This is a genomic window from Sphingomonas plantiphila, assembly GCF_046000505.1.
Classification (GTDB): Bacteria; Pseudomonadota; Alphaproteobacteria; order Sphingomonadales; family Sphingomonadaceae; genus Sphingomonas; species Sphingomonas plantiphila.
The window spans coordinates 797,618-818,952 of sequence record NZ_JBELQC010000001.1 but is presented as its reverse complement, the minus strand read 5'-3'; the positions used below and the strand labels follow the sequence as shown (position 1 = coordinate 818,952).

Genomic DNA, 21,335 nt, shown 5'->3' with positions numbered 1-21,335 from the left:
TTGCCGAGCATCTAGGCGCGTGCCCTTCCCCCCGCAACCGACTGGGTCAAAAAGAGCACGCGATGTGCTTGAGGCCCGCGATTGTGGTGCTATAGGCCAGCCTCAACGGGCGGAGTGCGCCCGCGCGACCGGAGAGCCGGCGCCCCCACAATCGGGGAAGACGGAAAACTAGGGGTTGAACGACACGATGCGCATGGATGGATTGAAGGCGATCGTCCTCGCTGCGGGGCTGGCGCTGGCGGGTGGCATGACCGCCCAGGCGCAGCAGGCTCCCGCGGCACCGGTTGCCGCCGCGCCCGAGGCACCCGCTCCCGTGGCGGTCGAATCGCCCGCGGCTGCGGCTGCGGCTGCGCCCGCTGCGGCAACGCCCGCCGATCCGCTGCTCAATGCCGATGGCACGCACAAGAACGGCCCGACCGCGGCGGTCGGTCAGCCGGTCGACGGCAAGCTCGGCATTCAGCGCCAGGTGACCCAGCTGGGCCAGCGCGCGGCGAACTTCCACAACCATCTGTTGCTGCCGATCATTGTGGTGATCTCGATCTTCGTGCTGATCCTGCTCGGCTGGACGATCTATCGCTATCGCCAGCGGGCCAACCCCAATCCGTCGAAGACGACGCACAACACGCTGATCGAAATCGTGTGGACGCTGGTGCCGGTGCTGATCCTCGCGGTCATCGCGTGGCCGTCGATCTCGCTGCTGGCCAAGCAGTTCAAGCCGGCGCCCGACAATGCCGTGACGATCAAGGCGATCGGCAACCAGTGGTACTGGTCGTACGAATATCCCGACCATGGCGGGATTTCGATCACCGCCAACATGCTCAAGGAAAAGAACGAGGTCGCCGCGGGTGCCCGCTTCCGCACCGATGTCGACGGTCCGCGCCTGCTCGCGGTCGACAATCGCATCGTCGTCCCGGTCGGCACCCCGGTCCGCATCATCGCGACGGCGAACGACGTGATCCACAGCTGGGCGGTCCCCGCCTTCTGGATCAAGATCGATGCGGTGCCCGGCCGCCTCAACGAGACCAGCTTCACCGTCGACAAGCCCGGCGTCTATTTCGGTCAGTGCTCCGAACTGTGCGGCGCGCGTCACGCGTTCATGCCGATCGTGGTCGAGGCGGTCGAGCCTGCGGTGTTCGCGCAGTGGATCGCGGCCAAGGGCGGTACGATGCCGTCCGCCAACAAGCCCTCGGCCGCCGCTCCGGCGCAGCCGGGCAGCGACGCCGCCGACGCCACCGCGACCCCGCTGGAGGGCACCGTTCCCACCGGCAACGACACGATCGACGCGACCGCCGCGGGCGCGCCCACCAATCAAGCCGCCACCGGCAACACGGACCAGTAAGCCATGACCGACGCAGCACGCGACGCGCACGCCTTCACGGCGCATGACGACCACCATCACGACGCGGATCACAAGCCCGGTTTCTTCGCGCGCTGGTTCCTGTCGACCAACCACAAGGACATCGGCACGCTGTACCTGATCTTCGCGATCATCGCGGGGATCATCGGCGGCGGCATTTCGGGCATCATGCGCCTCGAACTGGCCGAGCCGGGCATCCAGCATCTCGGCTGGATCGCGGAGTTCGTCCATGGCGGTCCGCAGACCTTCGACGAATCGCTCCATTTCTGGAACGTGCTGATCACCGCGCACGGCCTGATCATGGTGTTCTTCATGGTCATGCCGGCGATGATCGGCGGCTTCGGCAACTGGTTCGTTCCGATCATGATCGGCGCGCCGGATATGGCGTTCCCGCGCATGAACAACCTGTCCTTCTGGTTGCTCTGCCCGGCCTTCCTGCTGCTGCTCGCCTCGCCCTTCTTCGGCGGCGGCGCGGGTACCGGCTGGACGGTCTATGCGCCGCTTTCCACCTATGGCGAGCCGGGGCCGGCGGTCGACATGGCGATCCTGTCGCTCCACCTTGCCGGCGCCAGCTCGATCCTGGGTGCGATCAACTTCATCACCACCATCTTCAACATGCGCGCGCCGGGCATGACCCTGCACAAGATGCCGCTGTTCGTGTGGTCGGTGCTGATCACCGCCTTCCTGCTGCTGCTCGCGCTTCCGGTGCTGGCCGCCGCGATCACGATGCTGCTCACCGACCGTAACTTCGGCACGACCTTCTACGATCCGGCCGGCGGCGGCGATCCGGTGCTGTACCAGCACCTGTTCTGGTTCTTCGGCCACCCCGAAGTCTACATCATGATCCTGCCGGGCTTCGGCATTATCAGTCAGATCGTCGCGACGTTCAGCCGGAAGCCGGTGTTCGGCTATCTCGGCATGGCGTACGCCATGGTTGCGATCGGCGTGGTCGGCTTCGTCGTGTGGGCGCACCACATGTTCACGACGGGCATGAGCGTGAACGTGAAGATGTACTTCACCGCCGCGACGATGATCATCGCGGTGCCGACCGGCATCAAGATCTTCTCGTGGATCGCGACGATGTGGGGCGGATCGATGAGCTTCCGCACCCCCATGGTCTGGGCGATCGGCTTCATCTTCATGTTCACCGTCGGCGGCGTGACCGGCGTGGTGCTCGCGAACGGCGGCGTCGACGATTACATGCACGACACCTATTATGTCGTCGCGCACTTCCACTACGTCCTCTCGCTGGGCGCGGTGTTCGGCCTGTTCGCCGGCTTCTACTACTGGTTCCCGAAAATGTCGGGCAAGATGTACAGCGAGTTTCTGGGCCAGCTGCACTTCTGGGTGTTCTTCGTCGGCGTGAACGTGCTGTTCTTCCCGCAGCACTTCCTGGGTCTCCAGGGCATGCCGCGCCGCTATCCGGACTATCCGGACGCCTATGCCTATTGGAACCAGATTTCGTCCTTCGGCTATCTGATCATGCTGGCCGGCATGGTGATCTTCTTCATCAACCTGTTCTGGTCGATGGCCGCGGGGAAGAAGGCGCCCGACAATCCGTGGGGCGAAGGCGCGACGACGCTGGAATGGACGCTGTCCAGCCCGCCGCCGTTCCACCAGTTCGAAACGCTTCCGGTGATCGACGACGACAAGCATCACTGAGTTGTCGGCAGGCTGAACCTATAGGACGCCTCGGGAGGAGACTCCCGGGGCGTTGTTTCTGGAGTGGATAGGATGCTCACCATCATGCTCTCGATCGCGATGCAGGCTGCGACGCCGTCGGCGGAGGCGCTGGATCTGGGTCGCCGCCTCGCGGCGCACGGCACGCTGGCGACGCTCGCCCCGATGCTGATCGAAAAGGATACCGCCGAACTCGCCTCGGAAGCCAAGACGTTGAGCGACTCGGAGCGGGACAGGTTGCAGGCGCTCGGCCGCGAGATTGGCGCAAAGGGGACCAAGCGGATCGTCGACGCGATCGGAAGCGCCTATGCCGCGAGACTGTCGATCGAGGATCTTCGTCTGCTCGTCGCCCAGGCCGAGAATCCCGCCGCAGCCCGGCGCCGCGCCGTCGAAGTCCCCGCGCTGGTCGAGGCGATGGCCGCGGTGGGTGAGCTCGACTTCAAAAAGGACCTTGCCGCCGCGTTTTGCAAGGAGACCGGGAAGCTGTGCACGCGCCGGTAAGCCACGGCCTTTTCCAACGCGGCAACCCGGCCTATAGCGCGCCACAAATGTCCGTCGCAAACCACACCCTGACCGTCCCCGCCGACTGGCGCGATTTCCTTGCGCTCACCAAGCCGCGGGTGATGAGCCTCGTCGTGTTTACCGGCCTGTGCGGGATGCTCGCGGCACCTGCTCCGATTCACCCGGTGATCGGATTCACCGCGATCCTGTGTATCGCGTTGGGTGCCGGCGCGGCGGGCGCGCTCAACCAATGGTACGAGGCGGATCTCGACGGCAAGATGAAGCGGACGCAGGGACGCCCGCTGCCTGCCGGCCGCATGGACCGCCAGTCGGCGCTGCATTTCGGTGTCGGTGTCGCGGCGCTCTCCGTCATCCTCATGGGCCTCGCGGTCAATTATGTCGCCGCCGGCATTCTGCTGCTGTCGATCCTGTTTTACGTGCTGGTCTACACCGTCTGGCTCAAGCGCCGCACCCCGCAGAACATCGTCATCGGCGGCGCTGCAGGCGCCTTCCCGCCGCTGATCGGCTGGGCCGCGGCGATGGGCGATGTCGCGCTGCTCCCGGTGCTGCTGTTCAGCCTGGTCTTCCTGTGGACGCCGCCGCATTTCTGGGCGCTCGCGCTGTTCGTGAAGACCGACTACGCCAATGCCGGCGTGCCGATGCTACCGGTGGTCGCGGGGGAGCGGGCGACGCGGTTGCAGATCGGCCTTTATACCATCCCTATGGCGGCGGTGGCGGTCGCACCCTGGCCACTCGGGCTGTCCGGCGCGCTGTACGGGGTCGTGTCGATCGTCACCACCGCATTGTTCGCGCTGCTGGCGCTTCAGGTCGCGACGCGGATGGCGGGCGAGAACGATGCGATGAAGCCCGAAAAGCGGCTGTTCGCCTATTCGGTCTCCTATCTCTTCATCTTGTTCGGCGCGGTCGCGGCGGATAGGTGGTTCGCATGACCCCAGAGGAAGAAGAGCTGATCCGCGCCCGTCAGAAATCGCGCGCCCGCATCATGGCGGTGCTGCTGATCGCATTCGTGGCGCTGGTGTTCGCGATCTCGATCGTGAAGATCCAGGCGGGAATGCCGCTGAGGTCGCAATGAGCGCCAGCCTGCTCCCCGCCGATCGCAAGCTGCGCACCGCGTTGTTCGCCCTGCTCGGCGTGTTCGCGATGACCGGTGTCGCCTTTGCCAGCGTACCGCTCTATCGCATGTTCTGTCAGGTCACCGGCTTTGGCGGAACGACGCAGCGCGCCGCCGCTGCCCCGGGAGCGGTCGATGCGAAGGTCACGGTCGCGTTCGACAGCAACATCAGCCCGGCGTTGAGCTGGCGATTCAAGCCCGAAGTGGCGTCGGACGAGATCTCGATCGGCGCTCGTGACATGGCGTTCTACACCGCGACGAACACCGGCACCGTACCGATTACCGGCACCGCCACCTATAATGTGACGCCGGAGGCGGCGGGCAAATATTTCAGCAAGATCCAGTGTTTCTGCTTCACCGAACAGACGCTGCAGCCTGGTGAGACGGTGCGCATGCCCGTGATCTATTTCGTCGACCCCAAGATCCTGACCGATCCGGATACCAAGGACGTCGAGAAGATCACGCTGTCCTACACATTTTACCCAGTGGATTCCGCCAAGCCCAAAGGCTAGGGAAGCCGACGAACAACGCCAGAAACGAACAGGGACGGACGATGGCAGGCGCCAAGAACCACGATTTCCACATTCTCCCGCCCAGCCCGTGGCCGATGCTGAGCTCGCTCGCCGCCCTGTGGCTGGCGGCCGGCGGCATCATGTACATGAAGGAGCACCCGGCCGGCTTTTGGGTGATGCTCTCCGGCCTGGCCGCGGTGCTGTTCTGCATGGCATCGTGGTGGGTCGACGTGATCAAGGAAGCCAATTCGGGCGACCACACCCCCGTCGTCCAGCTGCACCTGCGCTATGGCATGATCTTGTTCATCGCCTCCGAAGTGATGTTCTTCGTCGGCTGGTTCTGGGCATGGTTCGATTTCGCGCTGTTCCCGGTGGCGATGAACGTCACCGAAGAGGGAAGCGTCGTCGATCTGGTGCAGGGCGCGGTCGCATCCTTCCCGCCCAAGGGCATGGAAGTGCTTCCGGCATTCCAACTGCCGCTGCTCAACACCTTCATCCTGCTGCTTTCGGGCACCACGGTGACCTGGGCGCATCACGGCCTGATCCACAATCAGCGCGGCGGTGCGATGCGTGGCCTGTGGGGTGCGATCGGCGTGGGCGAGAACGACGTGGTGAAGAAGGGCCTGTGGCTCACCATCATCCTCGGCCTGATCTTCTCGAGCATCCAGGCCTATGAATATGCCCATGCGCCGTTCGTGTTCGGCAAGACGAACTATTCGTCGGCCTTCTACATGGCGACCGGCTTCCACGGTTTCCACGTCATCGTCGGCACCATCTTCCTGATGGTCAACCTGCTGCGCGCCTATAAGGGCGATTTCACCCCGCGCCAGCATTTCGGGTTCGAAGCGGCGGCCTGGTACTGGCACTTCGTCGACGTCGTGTGGCTGTTCCTGTTCGTCGCGGTCTATGTCTGGGGCAGCGCAGGCGCACCGGTCCATGGCGGCTGACGCGGGGCGATGAGCGAGGCCCAGCCTCCGGTCATCGAAGCGGCAGTGAAGGGGGCGTGTCCGCGGTGCGGCGCGCCCTCGCTGTTTTCCGGCTGGGTGAAGTTCGCGCCGCGCTGTCCGGACTGCGGGCTTGATTATAGCACCTTCAACGTCGGCGACGGCCCGGCGGCGTTCCTGACATTGATCGTCGGTGCGATCGTCGTCGGCCTGTCGGTCTGGCTCGAACTCGTGGCGGAGCCGCCGGTGTGGGTGCATCTGCTGATCTGGCCACCGGTGACGCTGGCGCTGGTCGTCTTCGGGCTGCGCTGGGCCAAGGGCGCGCTGATCGCGCTCGAATATCGCAACGCCGCGCGTGAGGGGCGGCTCAAGGATCCCGCGCCATGAAGCTTCCGCTCGTCCCCACCATCCTGGTCGGCCTCGCCGTCGCGGCGATGATCGGGCTCGGCATCTGGCAACTCGACCGGAGGGGGGAGAAGGAGGCGCTGATCGCCAGCCTCGCCGCCAACCGCGACCTGCCTGCCATGGCCTTTCCTAGCCCGCCGGTCGGCGACGCGCACCTCTTCCGCCGCTCAGGGCTGATGTGCCTCGACGTCGCTGGGTGGAGCGAACAGGCCGGCCGCGATGCCAGCGGCAAGAGCGGTTGGCGCCACCTCGCCGACTGTCGCACCGGCGCCGAGGGGATGGGCGTCCAGGTCGATATGGGCGTCAGCACCGCGCCCGGCATGAAGCCAGCATGGAAGGGTGGCGCGGTGACGGGAACGATCACCCATGCCCCCGATTCGACACCCCTGCTCGCATCGCTGTTCGGCAAGCGGCCGCCGCGTAACCTGATGCTCGTCGCCGACACCCCGGCGCCCGGACTGGCCGCAAGCGCCGCGCCCGACCCGTCGAGCGTGCCCAACAATCACCTCGCCTATGCGGTGCAATGGTTCCTGTTCGCCGGGATCGCGATGGTGATCTATGTGCTGGCCCTGCGCTGGCGCGAACGCCGCGCGCCGTCCGCACCCACGCCCCCGCAAAGCTAGTCTTTCTTGCCGCTGGGCCGTGCGGGGGCTAGTCCGCCGCGCATGCGCTACCAGAGCACGCGCGGCACCGCGCCCGAACTCGATTTCCGTGACGTCACGCTGGCGGGGCTGGCGCGCGACGGCGGCCTCTATGTTCCCGTAGAGTGGCCGCGCTTTACGCCGGAACAGATCGCGGATCTCGCGGGCCTGTCCTATGTCGAGACCGCGGTGCGCGTCATGGCCCCGTTCGTTGCCGGGAGCCTGAGCGAAGACGAGCTGCGCGATCTGTGCACCCGCGCTTATGGCCGGTTCAGCCATGATGCGGTGACGCCGCTGGTTCAGCTCGACCATCGCCATTTCCTGCTCGAACTGTTCCATGGGCCGACGCTCGCGTTCAAGGACGTCGCGCTCCAGCTCCTCGGATTGCTGTTCGAGAAGTTCCTGACCGGCACCGACCGGCATTTGACCATCGTCGGCGCGACCAGCGGCGATACCGGCTCGGCCGCGATCGACGCGGTTGCCGGCCGCGAGAAGATCGACATCTTCATGCTCCACCCCAAGGGGCGGGTCAGCGACGTTCAGCGCCGCCAGATGACCACGGTGCTCGCACCGAACGTTCACAACATCGCGATCGAGGGCAGCTTCGACGACGCGCAGGCGCTCGTGAAGGCGATGTTCAATGACGCGGACTTCTCGGGTCGCTTCCACGTCACGGCGGTCAATTCGATCAACTGGGCGCGGCTGATGGCGCAGGTGGTCTATTATTTCTACGCCGCCGTCCGGCTCGGTGCCCCGGCCCGCGAAGTGGCGTTCAGCGTTCCCACCGGCAATTTCGGCGATGTGTTCGCAGGCTATGTCGCGGCGAAGATGGGATTGCCGGTCGCCAAGCTGATCGTCGCGACCAACGTCAACGACATCCTCCACCGTGCGCTGTCGAGCGGCGACTATTCGGCGGGCACCGTCACGCCGACCGCCGCGCCGAGCATGGACATCCAGGTCAGCTCGAACTTCGAACGCCTGTTGTTCGACCTTGCGGCGCGCGACGGGGCCGCGCTGGGCGAGCAGATGCGCGGGTTCGAGGCCAGCCGCGCGATGCGCCTGACCAATGCGCAGCAACAGGGCGCCGCCGCGCTGTTCGCCAGCGACCGGATCGAGCCCGACGAGATGGCGCGCGCCATGGCCTGGGCGTGTTCGAACACCAATCAGGTGCTCGACCCGCACACCGCGATCGGCCTCGCCGCCGCGCGCCGCGCCGATCTCGCCCCGCACGTGCCGGTGGTGACGCTTGCCACGGCACACCCGGCCAAGTTCGACGACGCGGTCGAGCGCGCCACCGGCATCCGTCCGACGCTTCCGCCCCGTGTCGGCGACCTGTTCGAGCGCGAGGAGCGCTACGACGTGCTGCCCGCGACGTTCGAGGCGATCACCGGCTTTATCGCGGAGCGGGGCACGCCGAAAAGCTAGTCGTCACCCCGGCCCTGTGCCGGGGTCCACTCCGCCTCCCGCGCGAAGCTCGAGCCGCTTGCGCCGCGCCCGCCTCCCGGTGGACCCCGGAACAAGTCCGGGGTGACGGTTGATTTTTGGCGGCGGACAAGCGCTAAAGGCCGGATGAACCTGATCACCCTCACCGGCGAGCCCTGGGCGGACTACGGCCTCGTCGACTCGGGCCATGGACGCAAGCTCGAACGCTATGGCGACTACCGCTTCATCCGCCCCGAGCCGCAGGCGATGTGGGCGCCCGCGTCCGACGACTGGGACGCGCACGGCGAATTCATGCCCGCGCCGGACGACGAGGGCGGCGGCCGCTGGGTGTTCAGCAAGCCGGTCCCGCGCGAAGGCTGGCCGCTGGCGTGGAACGAGGCGAAGTTCACCGCGCAGACCACCCCGTTCCGCCATCTCGGCTTCTTCCCCGACATGGCGCCGGTGTGGAGCTGGATGCGCGAGCAGACGGCGGGGATCGACGCGCCCGAGGTCATGAACCTGTTCGGCTATACCGGCGTCGGCACGCTGGCGATGGCGGCAACGGGCGCCAAACTCGTCCATGTCGATGCGTCCAAGAAGTCGGTCGAGGCGGCGAAGGGCAATGCCGCGCTGTCGAACATGACCGACAAACCGGTCCGCTGGATCATCGACGACGCCGCCAAGTTCGTCGCGCGCGAGGTGCGTCGCGGTCGCCGCTATGACGGCATCCTGCTCGACCCGCCCAAATATGGCCGCGGCCCGACCGGCGAAGTGTGGCAACTCGAACGCGACCTTCCCGGCCTGATCGCCGATTGCCGCCAGCTATTGGACGCCGACTCGCGCTTCCTGTTCCTGACCGTCTACGCGATCCGAATGTCGGCGCTGGCGATTGGCGAACTGCTCAACCAGCATTTCGCCGATCTGGGCGGCACGGTTGAGTGCGGTGAACTCGGCGTGCGCGAGGAGGCGCGGGGGCTGGTGCTGCCGACGGCGATCTTTGCGCGGTGGAGTCGCTGATTACCAGAGGCGCTTAGCCTTCGGCCCAGTTGAACGCCCGGCATATTTGCAAAGCGCGTTCGCCACATGCGTCAACTTTAGTAGCTTACGGCGTGCCCTTATTGCGCGCGCGAGACGAAGCGCACGACCTTTTGACAATTCCGCCGGAATCCTAACCTTGTAGTGCACGTACCCGAACTTCAGCCGCCGGTTCATCGGTTCAAGGAGCAGGCGGTTACGAGCGCAGAAGCGCTTGCGAACAGCCAGGCGGTCCTTTCTGCCTCCGATCATGCAGTTGGTTGGGATGAAATCCGCCACCTACCCCCGCCCCATCCGCATCGCCGCGCCGGCCACGAACGGGCACCCCGCCACCAACAGCAAGCTCACCGCGCCCAGCAGCTTCACCGCGCTCGGATCATTGCCCATCGCCCCGGCGCCGAAGATCAGCAGCGGCACCGCGAGGGGGAGCATCACTAGCCCCGCCACCGCGCCTGCGCCGCGCAGCCCCGCGGTCAGCGCCGCAGTCGCGACGCCCAGAGCCGCCAGCCCCGGCGTGCCGATGAGCAAACTCAGCCCCGCCGCCATCGCCTGTTCCAGCGAGAGGCCCAGCAACCCGCTCGTCACTACGCATGCCAGCAGCAGGGCAGGCGCAAAGCCCAGCCAATGGCCGACGATCTTCGCCGCCGCGACGCTCGCGTCGTTCCAGCCGCGCACCGCCAGCTGATCGAGCACCCCGCTCTCCAGATCGGGCGCCACCAGCCGCTCGACCGGCAGCAGCGCCGCCAGCAACGCCGCCGCCCAGATCACCCCGCCCCCGATCCGCGCCAGCAAGTTCGGTTCTGGCCCCACCGCGAACGGAAACAGGATCGCGACCAGCAGGAAGAAGGTGATGGGCAGCGTCAGCCCGCCTGCCGCCCAGGCCCTCCGCAGCTCGCGCGCCACCAGTGTACCGAACCCGCTCATGTGAGATGATCCCGTTGTTCCCCTGCGAAAGCAGGGGTCCAAGGACACGGAGGGAAGCCATGCGTGACCCTAGGCTCCTGCTTTCGCAGGAGAACGGGCCGGGGATGCGTCGCAGCGCTCACCCTTCACCCCCGACCACAATCTCCCGCGCGCCCTGCATCCGGATCGGCAGGTGCGTCGCCACCAGCGCGATCCCGCCCGCCGCGCGGTGCGCCGCGATCAGCCCGCCGAGCACGCCAATCGCGCCGTGGTCGAGGCCGTTCGCGGGCTCGTCGAGCAGCCAGATCGGCGCGCCGCTCGCCACCACCCGCGCAATCCCGACGCGCTTGCGCTGCCCGGTGGACAGCAGCCGCACCGGCACGGGGGCGAGATGCGCGAGGCCGACCGCGCTCAGCGCCGCCTCGACCGAGCCCCGCCGCCCGTCGAGGCCAGCCCAGAAGCGCAGCGCCTCACCCACCGGCAACTCCGGATCGAGCCCTGCCGCCTCGGCCAGCAACGCCTTTCCCCCCGTCACCGACACGTGGCCTGCGCTCGCCTTCAGCAATCCCGCAACGATGCGGATCAGGCTCGACTTGCCCGCTCCGTTCGGCCCGGTCACCAGCGCCCCGCCGCCCGGCGCGAGGCTCAGATCGAGTCCCTCGAACAGCATCCGCCCGCCGCGCATGCACGCGACGCCGTCGAGCCGGATGCGCGTGTCGCTCACCCGACGCTGTCCTCCAGCGCATGCATATCGTCGTCGCTCAGCCCGAAATGATGCCCCACCTCGTGCACCACGACATGCGTGACGAGCGCTTCCAGGCTCACCCCGGTCTCGACCCATTCGTCGAGCAAAGGGCGGCGATAGAGGTGGATCGTGTCCGGCTGCGGGATTTCGCCCAGCGCGAACCCCTCCTTCTCGCCCACCGGCCGTCCCGAATACAGCCCGGTCAGCTCGAACGGGTCCTCCATCCCCATCTCGCGCAACGTCGCTTCGTCGGCGAAATCCTCGACGATCAGTACGATGTCGGGCAGGTGGCTCGCGAACGGCTCGGGGATGCGCGCGAGTGCGGCGCGCGCGAGCGCTTCCATCTGCTCGGCACTTGGCGCAAAGGTCTCGGTCGAAGCGGTCATGGCCCCGGCTATGCCGCACACAGCTTCGGAGGGGAAGAATGGTCGAGCAACTGAGCCAGGCGGAACGCGACGATGCGCTCGAGGGGCTGCCCGAATGGGATCATGACGACGGCCGCGACGCGATCACGCGCAGCTTCACCTTCGACGATTTCAGCCAGGCGTTCGCGTTCATGACGCAAGTCGCGCTGCTGGCGGAAAAGGCGAACCACCACCCCGAATGGTCGAACGTGTGGAACCGCGTCGACATCCTGCTCACCACGCATGACGCGGGCGGGCTGTCCGGGCGCGATATCGAGATGGCGCAGGCGATCGACGCGTTGGTCGACTAGAGCCCGACCTTCGCCGCCAGCCACCGCGCGGCCGCGTCCGGCGATTTCTTGTCGGTGTCGCGATCGACCATCAGATTCGCCTCGCGCATCGCCGAAACCGGGATTTTGCCTATCAGCGGGCGCAGCGCGCTCAGGAAGCGCTCGTCCGCCACGCGGCTGGGCGCGACCATGAGGATCGCGTCGTAGCCGGGGATCGCGCCCTTGGGATCGTCCAGCACGACCAGCTTGTCCGCCGCGATCCGCCCGTCGGAGGAGAAAGCCGGGATAACATCCGCCCGTCCACTCGCCAGCGCGCGGTACATGAAGGTCGGCTGATAGGGCCGCATCGACCGGAACCGCAGGCCATAGGCATCGCGCACCGCGCGCCATTCGGGGCGCTCGAGAAACTCGACATCGGTGGCGAGGTCCATCTGCGGTCCCTGTGCGGCAAGGTCGCTCAGCGTCGTGATCCCGCGCCGCCGCGCGTCGTCGCCGCGCATCGCGAAGGCATAGGCATTTTCGAACCCGAGCGATCCCAGCATGCCGACCTTGTGTTCGGCCCTCACCCAGTCGCCGACCCCCGCGACGATCGCCGCGCGTGAGGGGACGTCGCTGCGCTTCATCTGGTTGGTCCAGAGCGTGCCCGAATAGTCGACATAGACGTCGACATCGCCCCCTGCGAGCGCACCAAACGCGACCGCCGAGCCCAGCCCCTCGCGATATTCGACCCGATAGCCCGCTGCCTCCAGCCGCTGGCCGATCAGCCGGGCGAGAATGAACTGTTCGGAAAAGCCCTTGGCACCGACCACCACGGTCTTGCCGCCCGCAGCGGGGGCGAGCGCGAGGGCAGCCGCGGCGATGATTGCGACGAGCGCGCCGAGACCGGCCCAGACCCGTCCACGCTTCCGTGTCCGGATGCCGCCCTCGGCCAGCGCGAGGATCAGGTCGACACCCATCGCCAGCGCTGCCGCGCCGATGCACCCGGCCAGCACCAGCGCCCAGTTCTGCGTCTGCAAGCCGGCGAAGATCAGGTCGCCCAGGCTCGGCTGGCCCACCGTCGTCGACAGCGTCGCCGCGCCGATCGTCCATACGGCCGCGGTGCGGATGCCCGCCATCACCACCGGCGCGGCGAGCGGTGCCTCGACCAGCCACAATTTCTGCCGCGCGGTCATTCCGACGCCGTCCGTCGCCTCGCGCAGCGCGGGGTCGAGCGTCGTCAGCGCGGTGGTGGCGTTCCGCAGCACCGGCAGGATCGCGTAGAGCGTGAGCGCGAGCAGCGCGGGGAGGAATCCGAGCGCGGGCAGCCAGTCGCCGAGCACGCCGCGCAAGGCCAGCAGGACGGGATAGAAGAGCGCGAGCAGCGCCAGCGACGGGATCGTCTGGATGAGGCTCGCCGCGCCGAGCACCACGCGCCCCAGCCGCGGATGCCGCGCCGCCGCGACGGCGAGCGGCAGGCTGATCGCGATCCCCAGCGCGAGTGCCGCCATCGCCAGCAGCACATGGCTCGCCATCAATTCGGGCACGCGGGCGAAGGCGGTGGTCATCCCTTGAGCGCCTCAAGCGCGTCGGCCTGGGCCATCGTTACCGCGATCAGTGCCGCGGCCTCGGCCCCGCCCTCGCCGCGCGCAAGCTGCGCCGGGGCGGCGTCGGCGACGATCCGCCCCGCCTTCATCACCAGCACGCGATCGGCGAGCAGCAGCGCCTCGGCCATGTCATGCGTGACCATGATCGTGGTGAGGCCCAGCCGGTCGTGCAGCGCGCGCACTGCGCGGCCGAGCTCGTCGCGTGTGACGGGATCGAGCGCGCCGAACGGCTCGTCCATCAGCATCAGCCCCGGCTCGGTCGCCAGCGCGCGTGCCACTCCGACGCGCTGGCGCTGCCCGCCCGACAACTGGTCCGGCATCCGCGCGCCGGCATCGTTGGGAAGGTCGACCAGTGCCAGTAGCTCCGCCACCCGTGCTCGGGTCTCGCGTTCTCCCGCGATCCGCAGCCCGATCGCTATATTTTCGGCAACGGTCATATGCGGGAACAGCCCGATGCCCTGAAATACGTAGCCGATCCGCCGGCGCAGATGATGCGCAGGTCCGTCGCGCACATCCGCGCCGCCGATCGACACACCGCCCGCATCCGGCTCGACCAGCCGGTTGATCGTCTTGAGCAGGGTCGACTTGCCCGATCCCGATTGCCCGACCAGCGCCACGAAGCTGCCCGCCGCGATCTCCAGCGACACGGCGTCCAGCGCCCGCGTCGCGCCGTAGCTTTTGGTCAGACCCGCAAGGGCGACCGAAGGACCGGTTTGCGCTGGCATCGGCGCGCATGATGGGGAATGATCGCGCCAAGGTCAAAGATTGGGAGGGGCGGTATGCAGGCGATTTTCATCACCGGCGGCGGTTCGGGTATCGGGCGCGCGGTGGCTCGTCACTTCGCCGCACGCGGCTGGCGCATCGGCCTTGCCGATATCAACGCGGGCGGGATGGCGGAGACCGCCGCGCTGCTCGGCGACGCGCCGGTGACGACGCATATCCTCGACGTGCGCGATCGTGCGGCGTGGGACGATGCGCTGGCGGACTTCACTGCAGCGAGCGGCGGACGACTCGACGTGCTGTTCAACAATGCCGGGATTGGCGTCGGCGGGGTGTTCGCCGCCACGGCAGTGGACGAGCTGCAGCGCTGCGTCGACATCAACCTGATGGGCGTGGTGTGGGGGGCGCATGCCGGCTACCGGTATCTGAAGGCCAGCGGCGGCTGCCTGCTCAACACCGCTTCAGCCGCCGGCATCTATGGCACGGGCGGCGTCGCGATCTATTCGGCGACCAAGTTCGCGGTGCGCGGATTTACCGAAGCGCTCGACGGCGAATGGTCGGGCGAGGGCATTCGCGTTCGCGCGTTGCTGCCCAGCTTCATCGACACCGCGATCCTCGACGGCATGCCGGTCGGCAGCAACGCGACGATGCGCGAGCGGGTGAAGGCCGCGCGGCTCGAATTCACGCCGGTCGAAGAGGCCGCGCAGCTGGCGTGGGACGCCGTGCACGGCGACCGCCTGCTCACGCTGGTCGGCAAGACAGCGCGTCGCATGTGGTTCGCCTCGCGCTTCATGCGCGGGTCGATGCGCAAGCAGGCGCGCGGCGGGCGTTAGCGGCGAATCGTCCCCGCCCAGGCATAGCCGCGCAACAGCGTCTCGAACCCGAAGCTCAGCCCCTGTTCGCGGCTGACATGGCGCAGCGCCACCGGCAGTTCGCGGCGCGGCGTGACGTGAAACCGGCCGAGCCAGGCGAACAGCAGGCCGCGCCACCAGCGCGGCATCCGCTCCTGCTGCCCGAAATCGACGATGTGCAGCACCCCGCCGGGCGCCAGCACGCGTGCACCCTGCTCGATAGCGCCGACCCAGTCGGGGATCATCGACAATGTGTAGCTGGCGAACACCTGGTCGAATCCCGCCACCCCGAACAGCGTTTGCGGATCGAACGCCGTCGCATCGCCCTGTGCCAGCGTGATCCGGTCGGACAGCCCTGCCTTCGCGACCTTTACCCGCGCGGTCGCCAACATCGCCTCCGAGATATCGACGCCATAGAAGCGCGCCTGTGGCCAGCGCCGTGCCGCGACGATCAGGTTGCGCGCGGTGCCGCACCCGACTTCCAGCACGGTGCCGCCCGATGGGGGCGCCAGATCGTCGATCAGCCGGTCGCGGCCAAGCAGGTAATATTTGCGGGTAGCGTCATAGATGTGCCGCTGCGCCGCATAGACCGCGTCCATGCGCCCGGCATGTCCGGCGTCGGCTGTCACGACTTGAGGCGATAGAGGTGCACGCCGCCATAGATGGCCGAACGGTCGCGCGCGGTAAAGTCGAGCGACTCCGCCGCGGCATAGTCCCAACGGCTCAGGATGGCGTCGGGCACGCGACCGGGCAGCAAGGTCGGCGCGGCGGCGGTGCGGAACAGCACGCGCGCGCCCGGCTTCGCGGTCCGCGTGATCGCATCCCACAACCGGGTCAGTTGCGCGTCGGTCATCCAGTCCTGCGCATCGAGCAGGATATAGCGATCGAGCGACGCGTCGGGCATCGAATCGAGATAGTCGACGAAATTCTGGTGGCGCACCTCGACCCGCTCCGCGCGGGTGCGCACGACATCGTAATTGGCCGCCTGCAGATAGGGCGGAAGCGGTGCCTCCGGCCCCTCGCCATAGCCACGCCCGAACGCCTGCCAGGCGAAATAATTGTCCGACAGGTCGAAGTCGCAGGCGAGCTTTTCGAGCCGCCGGCGCAGCACCGCCCCGATGCCACGCGGATCGTCTCCCGCCAGCGCCTCATATTGAGCGGGCGGGATGCCGAGGCCGAACAGCGAGGCGGGCTGGTCGATCAGCCAGCGCACGAACTTCTTGTCGAACACGGGGGCAAGGCGGCTTTCGAAGATCGCGCGCTGTTGCTCGACGCTCTTCGCCGCGAGCAGTTCGCGCGGGTCGATGCGATAGAGTTTGGCGAGCAGATGCGCCGCGCCGATGAACCCGCCGAGCAGCCCGCGCTTGTAGAAGCCCCCGGCAAAGCCCTTGATCCGCCGCCGCCCGGCGAGATCGCGGCCCTCCCAGTAGCGGCGCGTGGCATCGTCGAGATGCGGGCGCAGCCACTGCCGGTACGCCGGGACATTCTCCGGCCGGTTCGCCTGCGCGAAGAAGCGGTGGAACGCGGCATGATCGGGCAGATGTAGCGCGGCGGCGCGTTTCAGCTTGTTGAGCGCGGTATGCGCGGTGTTGAGATCGACCGCGGTGATCTTCGCCGGATCGGCGGTGAGGTAGGACAGGACATTGCACCCGCCACTCGCGATCGTCACGACATGGCAGTCGGGCGTGATCGCCAGCGCCTCCATGTCGACCTGCGGGTCTTCCCAGATCTGCGCATAGACGAGCCCGCGAAAGGCAAAGGTGAAGGCGCGTTCGAGCAGCCCGTCCTTGCTCAGATGCTCATGGCGGTGGACGGCAGTGCGGACAGCCCCGTTGCGCGGCTGGCTGGCGTTCGAACCCATCACATCGGCTCCCCGGGGGAAATCGCTCCCCCGGTCGCGCCTATGGCGGTTGCGTGTCAGCTAGATGACCGCCACTGTCACGCAGCCGTCATGGATCAGTCCCGGCAATATCCCTCGCCCGGGGCCACGATCAGGCAGTCCTTCTTGTCCGCCAGCCATTTCATGCCGGTCGCCTCGCCATCGCCTGCGACCAGCCGCACCCGCTCCTTGCCGCGGCGAAAGACGATGCCGCGCGCGCTCGCCCGGCCGTTGTAGGTGCCGGCGTCCTCGGCATCGAGGCCCCATTTGTTGGTGATGCGATAGCGGCCCGGCGCATCGCCGCGCGCGATCGTCAGCATCATCCCCTCGACCCCGGTCCAGGTGCCGATCCAGTCGTCGCGTTCCTCGGCGCGCTCGGCCAGTCGTTCGCGCCGCACTTCGCGAGTCACATTCTGTGCCGTGGCCTCGGCATTGGCGATGGCATTCTCGACCAGCGCGGCCTGCTGTTCGTTGCTCATTTCCTCTGAGCAGCCCGCGAGCACTGCAGCCATCCCCATCCACAGCAAAAGCCGCACTTGCACCCTCCACAATTTGAATCGTGCGATCCGGTGTAGCCATCGTCGTGGCGAACGCCTAGAGAGCGCGTCATCCTTTCAGCTTGAGGGTCGAACCGCTCTTCCCATGCGTATCGCAATCGCTTCGGATCACGCCGCCATCGAACTCAAGGCGGCGCTTGCCGACTGGTTGCGCGGCGCGGGCCACGACGTCGCCGATCTGGGCCCGGACACCCCCGCCAGCGTCGATTATCCCGATTACGGCTACAAGCTCGCCGCCGCCATCGCGGCGGGCAGCGCCGATCGCGGCATCGCGCTGTGCGGCAGCGGCATCGGCATCTCGATCGCGGTCAACCGCAACCCGGCCGCGCGCTGCGCGCTGGTATCGGAGCCGCTCTCCGCCACCCTCGCGCGCGAACACAATGATGCGAACGTCATCGCCATGGGCGCCCGGCTGATCGGGATCGAGATGGCGAAAGCCTGCATCACCGCATTCCTCGCCACCGACTTCGGCGGCGACCGGCACCAGCGCCGCGTGGACAAGCTGACCCAGCCCACGTTCTAGGCCCGGCTCTCTGAAGGACAGACTTATGAGCACCAATCCCATCAGCGCCATCCGTTCGGACGGCTTTTTCACCACCGCGCTCGCCGACGCGGACCCCGCCGTGTTCGCGGGCGTCGCGCACGAACTGGAGCGCGAGCAGTATCAGATCGAGTTGATCGCCAGCGAGAACATCGTTTCGAAGGCGGTGCTCGAGGCGCAGGGCAGCGTCTTCACCAACAAGTACGCCGAGGGCTATCCCGGCAAGCGCTACTATCAGGGCTGCCATCCCTCGGACGAGGTCGAGAGCCTTGCGATCGATCGCGCCAAGCAGCTGTTCGGCTGCGGCTTTGCCAACGTCCAGCCGCATTCGGGCGCGCAGGCGAACGGCGCGGTGATGCTTGCGCTGACCAAGCCCGGCGACACGATCATGGGGCTCAGCCTCGATTCGGGCGGCCATCTGACACACGGCGCCAAGGCGGCGATGAGCGGCAAGTGGTTCAATGCGGTCCAGTACGGCGTCGACCCGGACACGCACCTGATCGATTTCGACGAGGTCGCAGCCAAGGCGCGCGAGCATAGCCCCAAGCTGATCATCGCCGGCGGATCGGCCTATCCGCGCCATATCGATTTCGCGAAGTTCCGTGCGATCGCGGATGAGGTCGGCGCACTGTTCATGGTCGACATGGCGCATTTCGCCGGCCTCGTCGCCGGTGGCGTGCATCCCTCTCCGTTCGGCCATGCCCATGTCGTCACCACCACCACGCACAAGACGCTGCGCGGCCCGCGCGGCGGGATGATCATGACCGATGACGAGGGGATCGCGAAGAAAATCAACTCGGCAGTGTTCCCAGGACTCCAAGGCGGCCCGCTGATGCACGTCATCGCTGCCAAGGCGGTCGCGTTCGGGGAAGCGCTGCGCCCCGAGTTCAAGAGCTATGCCGCTGCGGTGGTCGAGAACGCCAAGGTGCTGGCGGCGACGCTGACCGAGCGTGGCGCGGCGGTCGTCTCGGGCGGCACCGACACGCATCTGGCGCTGATCGACCTGACCCCGCTGGGCGTCACCGGCAAGGACGCCGACGAGGCGCTCGAGCGCGCGGCGATCACCTGCAACAAGAACGGTATCCCAAACGATCCGCTGCCCCCGGTCAAGACCAGCGGCATCCGCGTCGGATCGCCCGCCGGCACGACGCGCGGATTCGGTCCGGCCGAGTTCCGCGAGATCGGCAACATGGTCGCCGATGTGCTCGAAGGGCTGCGCAGCAAGGGTGAAGGCGGCGATGCCGAGGTCGAAGCCAATGTCCGTCAGCGCGTCCGCGCCCTGTGCGAGCGCTTCCCGATCTATCCGGAGGCATGACGATTGCGTTGTCCGTTCTGCGGCCATGAAGCGTCTCAGGTAAAGGATAGCCGCCCCACCGAAGACGGGGCGGCGATCCGGCGGCGGCGGCAGTGCGAGGCGTGCGCCGCGCGCTTCACCACGTTCGAACGCATCCAGCTACGCGAGCTGGCGGTGATCAAGGCCGGCGAGAACGGCATGGCGCGGCGCGAGCCGTTCGAGCGCGACAAGTTGATCCGCTCGGTTTCGCTCGCCTGCCGCAAGCGGCCGATCGACGCCAATCAGGTCGAAAAGCTCGTCTCTGGCATCCAGCGCCAGCTCGAGACATTGGGCGAGAGCGAAATCCCGTCCAAGCGCATCGGCGAGATGGTGATGGAAGGGCTCAAGCACCTCGATTCGGTCGCCTATATCCGCTTCGCCAGCGTCTATCGCGATTTCCGCGAGGCGAGGGATTTCGAGGAATTCGCGAGTAATGTGAGCGAGGTCGGCAAGCAGTGAAGCCGGTCATCGTCCTCGTCCGCCCGCAGCTCGGCGAGAATATCGGCAAGGCCGCGCGCGCGATGCTCAATTTCGGGCTGACCGAGATGCGGCTGGTGACGCCGCGCGACGGATGGCCCAACCCATCCGCAGGGCCGGCGGCGAGCGGCGCGGATATCGTGCTCGAACGCGCGCAGGTGTTCGAAAGCGTCGCCGATGCGGTCGCCGATTGCGAACACGTCTATGCCACCACGGTGCGCAAGCGCGGCGTAACCAAGCCGGTCGCCACACCCGTCGAGGCGGCCGCGGAGATCCATGCGGGCCCCGGACGCAGCGCGATCCTGTTCGGGCCGGAGCGGTCGGGCCTGGCGACCGAGGATGTCGCGCTCGCCCGCGCGATCCTGACCGTGCCGATCAACCCCGAATTCGGGTCGCTGAACCTGGCGCAGGCGGTGATCCTGGTCGCCTACGAATGGTCCAAGGGGCAGGGCCTTGCGCAGCCGCCGCGCACCGAGCTCGATCCACCTGCGCCGCAGGCGGAACTTGAGGGCCTGATCGGCCATCTCGACGCCCTGCTGGAGCGAAGCGGCTTTTATTATCCGCCCGATCGCGTGCCGACGACTCGCCTGACGCTGCGCAGCGTCCTGACCAAACCCGGATGGAATGCGCAGGAGGTGCGCACGCTGCGCGGCGTCCTCTCGGCGCTCGAGGGAAAGAAGCGCCCGCCGGAATAGATTCCGACGCGGCGCGATTGTTAAAATTAAATGTCAGCCAGCTCTTGTGCGATGCAGCAAAGTATGGCGTGATACGAGCCTGACGACTTTTAGGGGGTCCTCATGCTGCTCATGGTTCTAGTTGCGTCGCTTTCCACCGCACCCGTGCTGGTCGAGAAGAGCCCGGACGACATTCTCTGCAAATCGAAGATCGATCGCCGTACCAAAATGCGCGGTCCGAAAGTCTGCAAGACCCGCGCGGAGTGGGAAGGTCGATACGAGGAAGAAGATGCGGCCATGGCTGCGTCCACGCGCGAGCCGCGCACGGCCGAACAAGTCAGCAAGGCACCCGATCCGGAATGATCATTATGCGACAAGTTGCGTGATGGTGCGTTGCACACGTTGCACAACTAGTTCATATCGCCGCTGAATATTCGATATTTGGAAGGGTGAGTCATGCTTGTCGCTGCCTTTGGTCTGGCCTTCGCGCTCGTTTCCGCTACGCCCGTCGCGGAAGATGCCGTCACTGCAGCTCCGGCGAAGCCGAAGAAAATCTGCAAGGCTGAAGCCGCGACCGGGACCCGCCTGAGCCGCCGCAAGGTGTGCCGCACCGCCGCCGAATGGGAGGCGATCCAGAAGCAGGCCGTGCAGGATGCGCGCGAGATTCAGGACAATACCCAGAACCGCTACAGCGGCGGCTGAATCCGCTGCCAACTTGACTCCATGCGCGCGCCCGTCTAGGCGCGCGC

27 protein-coding genes are annotated in these 21,335 nt (G+C 67.0%); 19 read left to right on the top strand and 8 right to left on the bottom strand.

The window, feature by feature from the left end:
* Positions 1 to 193 precede the first annotated feature (193 nt).
* The 11 genes from coxB to ABS767_RS03820 all read left to right on the top strand — a co-directional run bounded on the left by coxB (position 194) and on the right by ABS767_RS03820 (position 9,611).
* A complete protein-coding gene (gene coxB, locus ABS767_RS03870; protein WP_408077044.1) occupies positions 194 to 1,339 on the top strand; it encodes a cytochrome c oxidase subunit II in 1,146 nt (381 codons plus the stop codon).
* Between the two features lie 3 nt (positions 1,340 to 1,342).
* Positions 1,343 to 3,019 (top strand): cytochrome c oxidase subunit I, encoded by a 1,677-nt coding sequence (ctaD, locus tag ABS767_RS03865; protein ID WP_408077043.1) that lies wholly within the window; start codon positions 1,343 to 1,345, stop codon positions 3,017 to 3,019.
* A 72-nt stretch (positions 3,020 to 3,091) separates the two neighbouring features.
* Positions 3,092 to 3,538 carry a hypothetical protein gene (locus ABS767_RS03860; RefSeq protein WP_408077042.1) on the top strand — a complete coding sequence of 149 codons (447 nt, stop codon included), beginning with the start codon at positions 3,092 to 3,094 and terminating at the stop codon, positions 3,536 to 3,538.
* A 47-nt stretch (positions 3,539 to 3,585) separates the two neighbouring features.
* Positions 3,586 to 4,488 (top strand): heme o synthase, encoded by a 903-nt coding sequence (locus ABS767_RS03855; RefSeq protein WP_408077041.1) that lies wholly within the window; start codon positions 3,586 to 3,588, stop codon positions 4,486 to 4,488.
* On the top strand, positions 4,485 to 4,631 hold the full coding sequence (locus tag ABS767_RS03850) for a hypothetical protein (protein ID WP_408077040.1): 147 nt from the start codon (positions 4,485 to 4,487) through the stop codon (positions 4,629 to 4,631). Before ABS767_RS03855 ends, ABS767_RS03850 begins: the two co-directional genes overlap by 4 nt.
* Entirely contained in the window at positions 4,628 to 5,182 is a 555-nt protein-coding gene (locus tag ABS767_RS03845) for a cytochrome c oxidase assembly protein (protein WP_408077039.1), read from the top strand. The genes ABS767_RS03850 and ABS767_RS03845 overlap by 4 nt, the downstream gene beginning before the upstream one ends.
* A gap of 41 nt (positions 5,183 to 5,223) precedes the next feature.
* Complete coding sequence (locus tag ABS767_RS03840; RefSeq protein ID WP_408077038.1) at positions 5,224 to 6,129, top strand: cytochrome c oxidase subunit 3; 906 nt, start codon at positions 5,224 to 5,226, stop codon at positions 6,127 to 6,129.
* Between the two features lie 9 nt (positions 6,130 to 6,138).
* Entirely contained in the window at positions 6,139 to 6,513 is a 375-nt protein-coding gene (locus tag ABS767_RS03835; protein ID WP_408077037.1) for a DUF983 domain-containing protein, read from the top strand.
* Positions 6,510 to 7,154, top strand: coding sequence for an SURF1 family protein (locus ABS767_RS03830; RefSeq protein WP_408077036.1), 645 nt, complete (start codon positions 6,510 to 6,512; stop codon positions 7,152 to 7,154). Before ABS767_RS03835 ends, ABS767_RS03830 begins: the two co-directional genes overlap by 4 nt.
* Before the next feature lie 42 nt (positions 7,155 to 7,196).
* A complete protein-coding gene (gene thrC / locus ABS767_RS03825; RefSeq protein WP_408077035.1) occupies positions 7,197 to 8,597 on the top strand; it encodes a threonine synthase in 1,401 nt (466 codons plus the stop codon).
* Between the two features lie 144 nt (positions 8,598 to 8,741).
* Positions 8,742 to 9,611, top strand: a complete 870-nt coding sequence (locus tag ABS767_RS03820) for a class I SAM-dependent methyltransferase (RefSeq protein ID WP_408077034.1) — start codon at positions 8,742 to 8,744, stop codon at positions 9,609 to 9,611.
* Positions 9,612 to 9,908: 297 nt separating this feature from the next.
* Here ABS767_RS03820 and ABS767_RS03815 read toward each other — a convergent pair whose 3' ends face one another.
* The 3 genes from ABS767_RS03815 to ABS767_RS03805 all read right to left on the bottom strand — a co-directional run bounded on the left by ABS767_RS03815 (position 9,909) and on the right by ABS767_RS03805 (position 11,663).
* Positions 9,909 to 10,553: a heme exporter protein CcmB gene (locus tag ABS767_RS03815; RefSeq protein ID WP_408077033.1), complete on the bottom strand. Its 645-nt coding sequence runs from the start codon at positions 10,551 to 10,553 to the stop codon at positions 9,909 to 9,911.
* A 118-nt stretch (positions 10,554 to 10,671) separates the two neighbouring features.
* On the bottom strand, positions 10,672 to 11,256 hold the full coding sequence (gene ccmA, locus ABS767_RS03810) for a heme ABC exporter ATP-binding protein CcmA (protein ID WP_408077032.1): 585 nt from the start codon (positions 11,254 to 11,256) through the stop codon (positions 10,672 to 10,674).
* Positions 11,253 to 11,663, bottom strand: coding sequence for a metallopeptidase family protein (locus ABS767_RS03805; RefSeq protein ID WP_408077031.1), 411 nt, complete (start codon positions 11,661 to 11,663; stop codon positions 11,253 to 11,255). Before ABS767_RS03805 ends, ccmA begins: the two co-directional genes overlap by 4 nt.
* Before the next feature lie 38 nt (positions 11,664 to 11,701).
* On the opposite strand from ABS767_RS03805, the gene ABS767_RS03800 reads away from it, so the two are divergent.
* A complete protein-coding gene (locus tag ABS767_RS03800; RefSeq protein WP_145848610.1) occupies positions 11,702 to 11,992 on the top strand; it encodes a 4a-hydroxytetrahydrobiopterin dehydratase in 291 nt (96 codons plus the stop codon).
* On the opposite strand, the gene ABS767_RS03795 is transcribed toward ABS767_RS03800, so the two are convergent.
* Positions 11,989 to 13,515, bottom strand: a complete 1,527-nt coding sequence (locus ABS767_RS03795) for an ABC transporter permease/substrate-binding protein (protein ID WP_408077030.1) — start codon at positions 13,513 to 13,515, stop codon at positions 11,989 to 11,991. The two genes, ABS767_RS03800 and ABS767_RS03795, sit on opposite strands and share 4 nt — an antisense overlap.
* Entirely contained in the window at positions 13,512 to 14,279 is a 768-nt protein-coding gene (locus ABS767_RS03790; protein ID WP_408077029.1) for an ATP-binding cassette domain-containing protein, read from the bottom strand. Before ABS767_RS03790 ends, ABS767_RS03795 begins: the two co-directional genes overlap by 4 nt.
* A 54-nt stretch (positions 14,280 to 14,333) precedes the next feature.
* Between ABS767_RS03790 and ABS767_RS03785 the strand changes: the two genes are divergently transcribed.
* Complete coding sequence (locus tag ABS767_RS03785) at positions 14,334 to 15,107, top strand: SDR family oxidoreductase (RefSeq protein ID WP_408077028.1); 774 nt, start codon at positions 14,334 to 14,336, stop codon at positions 15,105 to 15,107.
* Here ABS767_RS03785 and ABS767_RS03780 read toward each other — a convergent pair.
* The 3 genes from ABS767_RS03780 to ABS767_RS03770 all read right to left on the bottom strand — a co-directional run bounded on the left by ABS767_RS03780 (position 15,104) and on the right by ABS767_RS03770 (position 17,483).
* The gene (locus ABS767_RS03780; protein ID WP_408078644.1) at positions 15,104 to 15,724 is read right to left on the bottom strand and encodes a class I SAM-dependent methyltransferase; all 621 of its coding nucleotides are present in this window, start codon (positions 15,722 to 15,724) and stop codon (positions 15,104 to 15,106) included. The two genes, ABS767_RS03785 and ABS767_RS03780, sit on opposite strands and share 4 nt — an antisense overlap.
* 26 nt (positions 15,725 to 15,750) lie before the next feature.
* Entirely contained in the window at positions 15,751 to 16,986 is a 1,236-nt protein-coding gene (locus ABS767_RS03775; protein WP_408077027.1) for a DUF3419 family protein, read from the bottom strand.
* Between the two features lie 95 nt (positions 16,987 to 17,081).
* Positions 17,082 to 17,483, bottom strand: coding sequence for a hypothetical protein (locus ABS767_RS03770; protein WP_408077026.1), 402 nt, complete (start codon positions 17,481 to 17,483; stop codon positions 17,082 to 17,084).
* Positions 17,484 to 17,646: 163 nt separating this feature from the next.
* Between ABS767_RS03770 and rpiB the strand changes: the two genes are divergently transcribed.
* The 6 genes from rpiB to ABS767_RS03740 all read left to right on the top strand — a co-directional run bounded on the left by rpiB (position 17,647) and on the right by ABS767_RS03740 (position 21,288).
* The gene (gene rpiB / locus ABS767_RS03765) at positions 17,647 to 18,084 is read left to right on the top strand and encodes a ribose 5-phosphate isomerase B (RefSeq protein WP_408077025.1); all 438 of its coding nucleotides are present in this window, start codon (positions 17,647 to 17,649) and stop codon (positions 18,082 to 18,084) included.
* Between the two features lie 25 nt (positions 18,085 to 18,109).
* Positions 18,110 to 19,417, top strand: a complete 1,308-nt coding sequence (gene glyA, locus ABS767_RS03760) for a serine hydroxymethyltransferase (RefSeq protein WP_408077024.1) — start codon at positions 18,110 to 18,112, stop codon at positions 19,415 to 19,417.
* 3 nt (positions 19,418 to 19,420) lie between these two features.
* Positions 19,421 to 19,894: a transcriptional regulator NrdR gene (gene nrdR / locus ABS767_RS03755; RefSeq protein ID WP_408077023.1), complete on the top strand. Its 474-nt coding sequence runs from the start codon at positions 19,421 to 19,423 to the stop codon at positions 19,892 to 19,894.
* Positions 19,891 to 20,607 carry an RNA methyltransferase gene (locus ABS767_RS03750; RefSeq protein WP_408077022.1) on the top strand — a complete coding sequence of 239 codons (717 nt, stop codon included), beginning with the start codon at positions 19,891 to 19,893 and terminating at the stop codon, positions 20,605 to 20,607. The genes nrdR and ABS767_RS03750 overlap by 4 nt, the downstream gene beginning before the upstream one ends.
* A gap of 102 nt (positions 20,608 to 20,709) precedes the next feature.
* Positions 20,710 to 20,949 carry a hypothetical protein gene (locus ABS767_RS03745; RefSeq protein ID WP_408077021.1) on the top strand — a complete coding sequence of 80 codons (240 nt, stop codon included), beginning with the start codon at positions 20,710 to 20,712 and terminating at the stop codon, positions 20,947 to 20,949.
* A 93-nt stretch (positions 20,950 to 21,042) separates the two neighbouring features.
* On the top strand, positions 21,043 to 21,288 hold the full coding sequence (locus ABS767_RS03740; RefSeq protein WP_408077020.1) for a hypothetical protein: 246 nt from the start codon (positions 21,043 to 21,045) through the stop codon (positions 21,286 to 21,288).
* Positions 21,289 to 21,335 lie beyond the last annotated feature (47 nt).

Bases quoted from the DNA above. Each gene is read 5' to 3' on its own strand.
- ABS767_RS03770 (WP_408077026.1), bottom strand. From the start codon at position 17,483: ATGAGCAACGAACAGCAGGCCGCGCTGGTCGAGAATGCCATCGCCAAT.
- ABS767_RS03740 (WP_408077020.1), top strand. From the start codon at position 21,043: ATGCTTGTCGCTGCCTTTGGTCTGGCCTTCGCGCTCGTTTCCGCTACG.
- ABS767_RS03795 (WP_408077030.1), bottom strand. From the start codon at position 13,515: ATGACCACCGCCTTCGCCCGCGTGCCCGAATTGATGGCGAGCCATGTG.
- ABS767_RS03850 (WP_408077040.1), top strand. From the start codon at position 4,485: ATGACCCCAGAGGAAGAAGAGCTGATCCGCGCCCGTCAGAAATCGCGC.
- ABS767_RS03855 (WP_408077041.1), top strand. From the start codon at position 3,586: ATGTCCGTCGCAAACCACACCCTGACCGTCCCCGCCGACTGGCGCGAT.
- ABS767_RS03860 (WP_408077042.1), top strand. From the start codon at position 3,092: ATGCTCACCATCATGCTCTCGATCGCGATGCAGGCTGCGACGCCGTCG.
- ABS767_RS03775 (WP_408077027.1), bottom strand. From the start codon at position 16,986: ATGGGTTCGAACGCCAGCCAGCCGCGCAACGGGGCTGTCCGCACTGCC.
- thrC (WP_408077035.1), top strand. From the start codon at position 7,197: ATGCGCTACCAGAGCACGCGCGGCACCGCGCCCGAACTCGATTTCCGT.
- ABS767_RS03780 (WP_408078644.1), bottom strand. From the start codon at position 15,724: ATGGACGCGGTCTATGCGGCGCAGCGGCACATCTATGACGCTACCCGC.
- ctaD (WP_408077043.1), top strand. From the start codon at position 1,343: ATGACCGACGCAGCACGCGACGCGCACGCCTTCACGGCGCATGACGAC.
- ABS767_RS03815 (WP_408077033.1), bottom strand. From the start codon at position 10,553: ATGAGCGGGTTCGGTACACTGGTGGCGCGCGAGCTGCGGAGGGCCTGG.
- ABS767_RS03790 (WP_408077029.1), bottom strand. From the start codon at position 14,279: ATGCCAGCGCAAACCGGTCCTTCGGTCGCCCTTGCGGGTCTGACCAAA.
- ABS767_RS03835 (WP_408077037.1), top strand. From the start codon at position 6,139: ATGAGCGAGGCCCAGCCTCCGGTCATCGAAGCGGCAGTGAAGGGGGCG.
- coxB (WP_408077044.1), top strand. From the start codon at position 194: ATGGATGGATTGAAGGCGATCGTCCTCGCTGCGGGGCTGGCGCTGGCG.
- glyA (WP_408077024.1), top strand. From the start codon at position 18,110: ATGAGCACCAATCCCATCAGCGCCATCCGTTCGGACGGCTTTTTCACC.
- ABS767_RS03800 (WP_145848610.1), top strand. From the start codon at position 11,702: ATGGTCGAGCAACTGAGCCAGGCGGAACGCGACGATGCGCTCGAGGGG.
- ABS767_RS03745 (WP_408077021.1), top strand. From the start codon at position 20,710: ATGCTGCTCATGGTTCTAGTTGCGTCGCTTTCCACCGCACCCGTGCTG.
- ABS767_RS03830 (WP_408077036.1), top strand. From the start codon at position 6,510: ATGAAGCTTCCGCTCGTCCCCACCATCCTGGTCGGCCTCGCCGTCGCG.
- ABS767_RS03805 (WP_408077031.1), bottom strand. From the start codon at position 11,663: ATGACCGCTTCGACCGAGACCTTTGCGCCAAGTGCCGAGCAGATGGAA.
- ABS767_RS03845 (WP_408077039.1), top strand. From the start codon at position 4,628: ATGAGCGCCAGCCTGCTCCCCGCCGATCGCAAGCTGCGCACCGCGTTG.
- ABS767_RS03820 (WP_408077034.1), top strand. From the start codon at position 8,742: ATGAACCTGATCACCCTCACCGGCGAGCCCTGGGCGGACTACGGCCTC.
- ABS767_RS03840 (WP_408077038.1), top strand. From the start codon at position 5,224: ATGGCAGGCGCCAAGAACCACGATTTCCACATTCTCCCGCCCAGCCCG.
- rpiB (WP_408077025.1), top strand. From the start codon at position 17,647: ATGCGTATCGCAATCGCTTCGGATCACGCCGCCATCGAACTCAAGGCG.
- ABS767_RS03785 (WP_408077028.1), top strand. From the start codon at position 14,334: ATGCAGGCGATTTTCATCACCGGCGGCGGTTCGGGTATCGGGCGCGCG.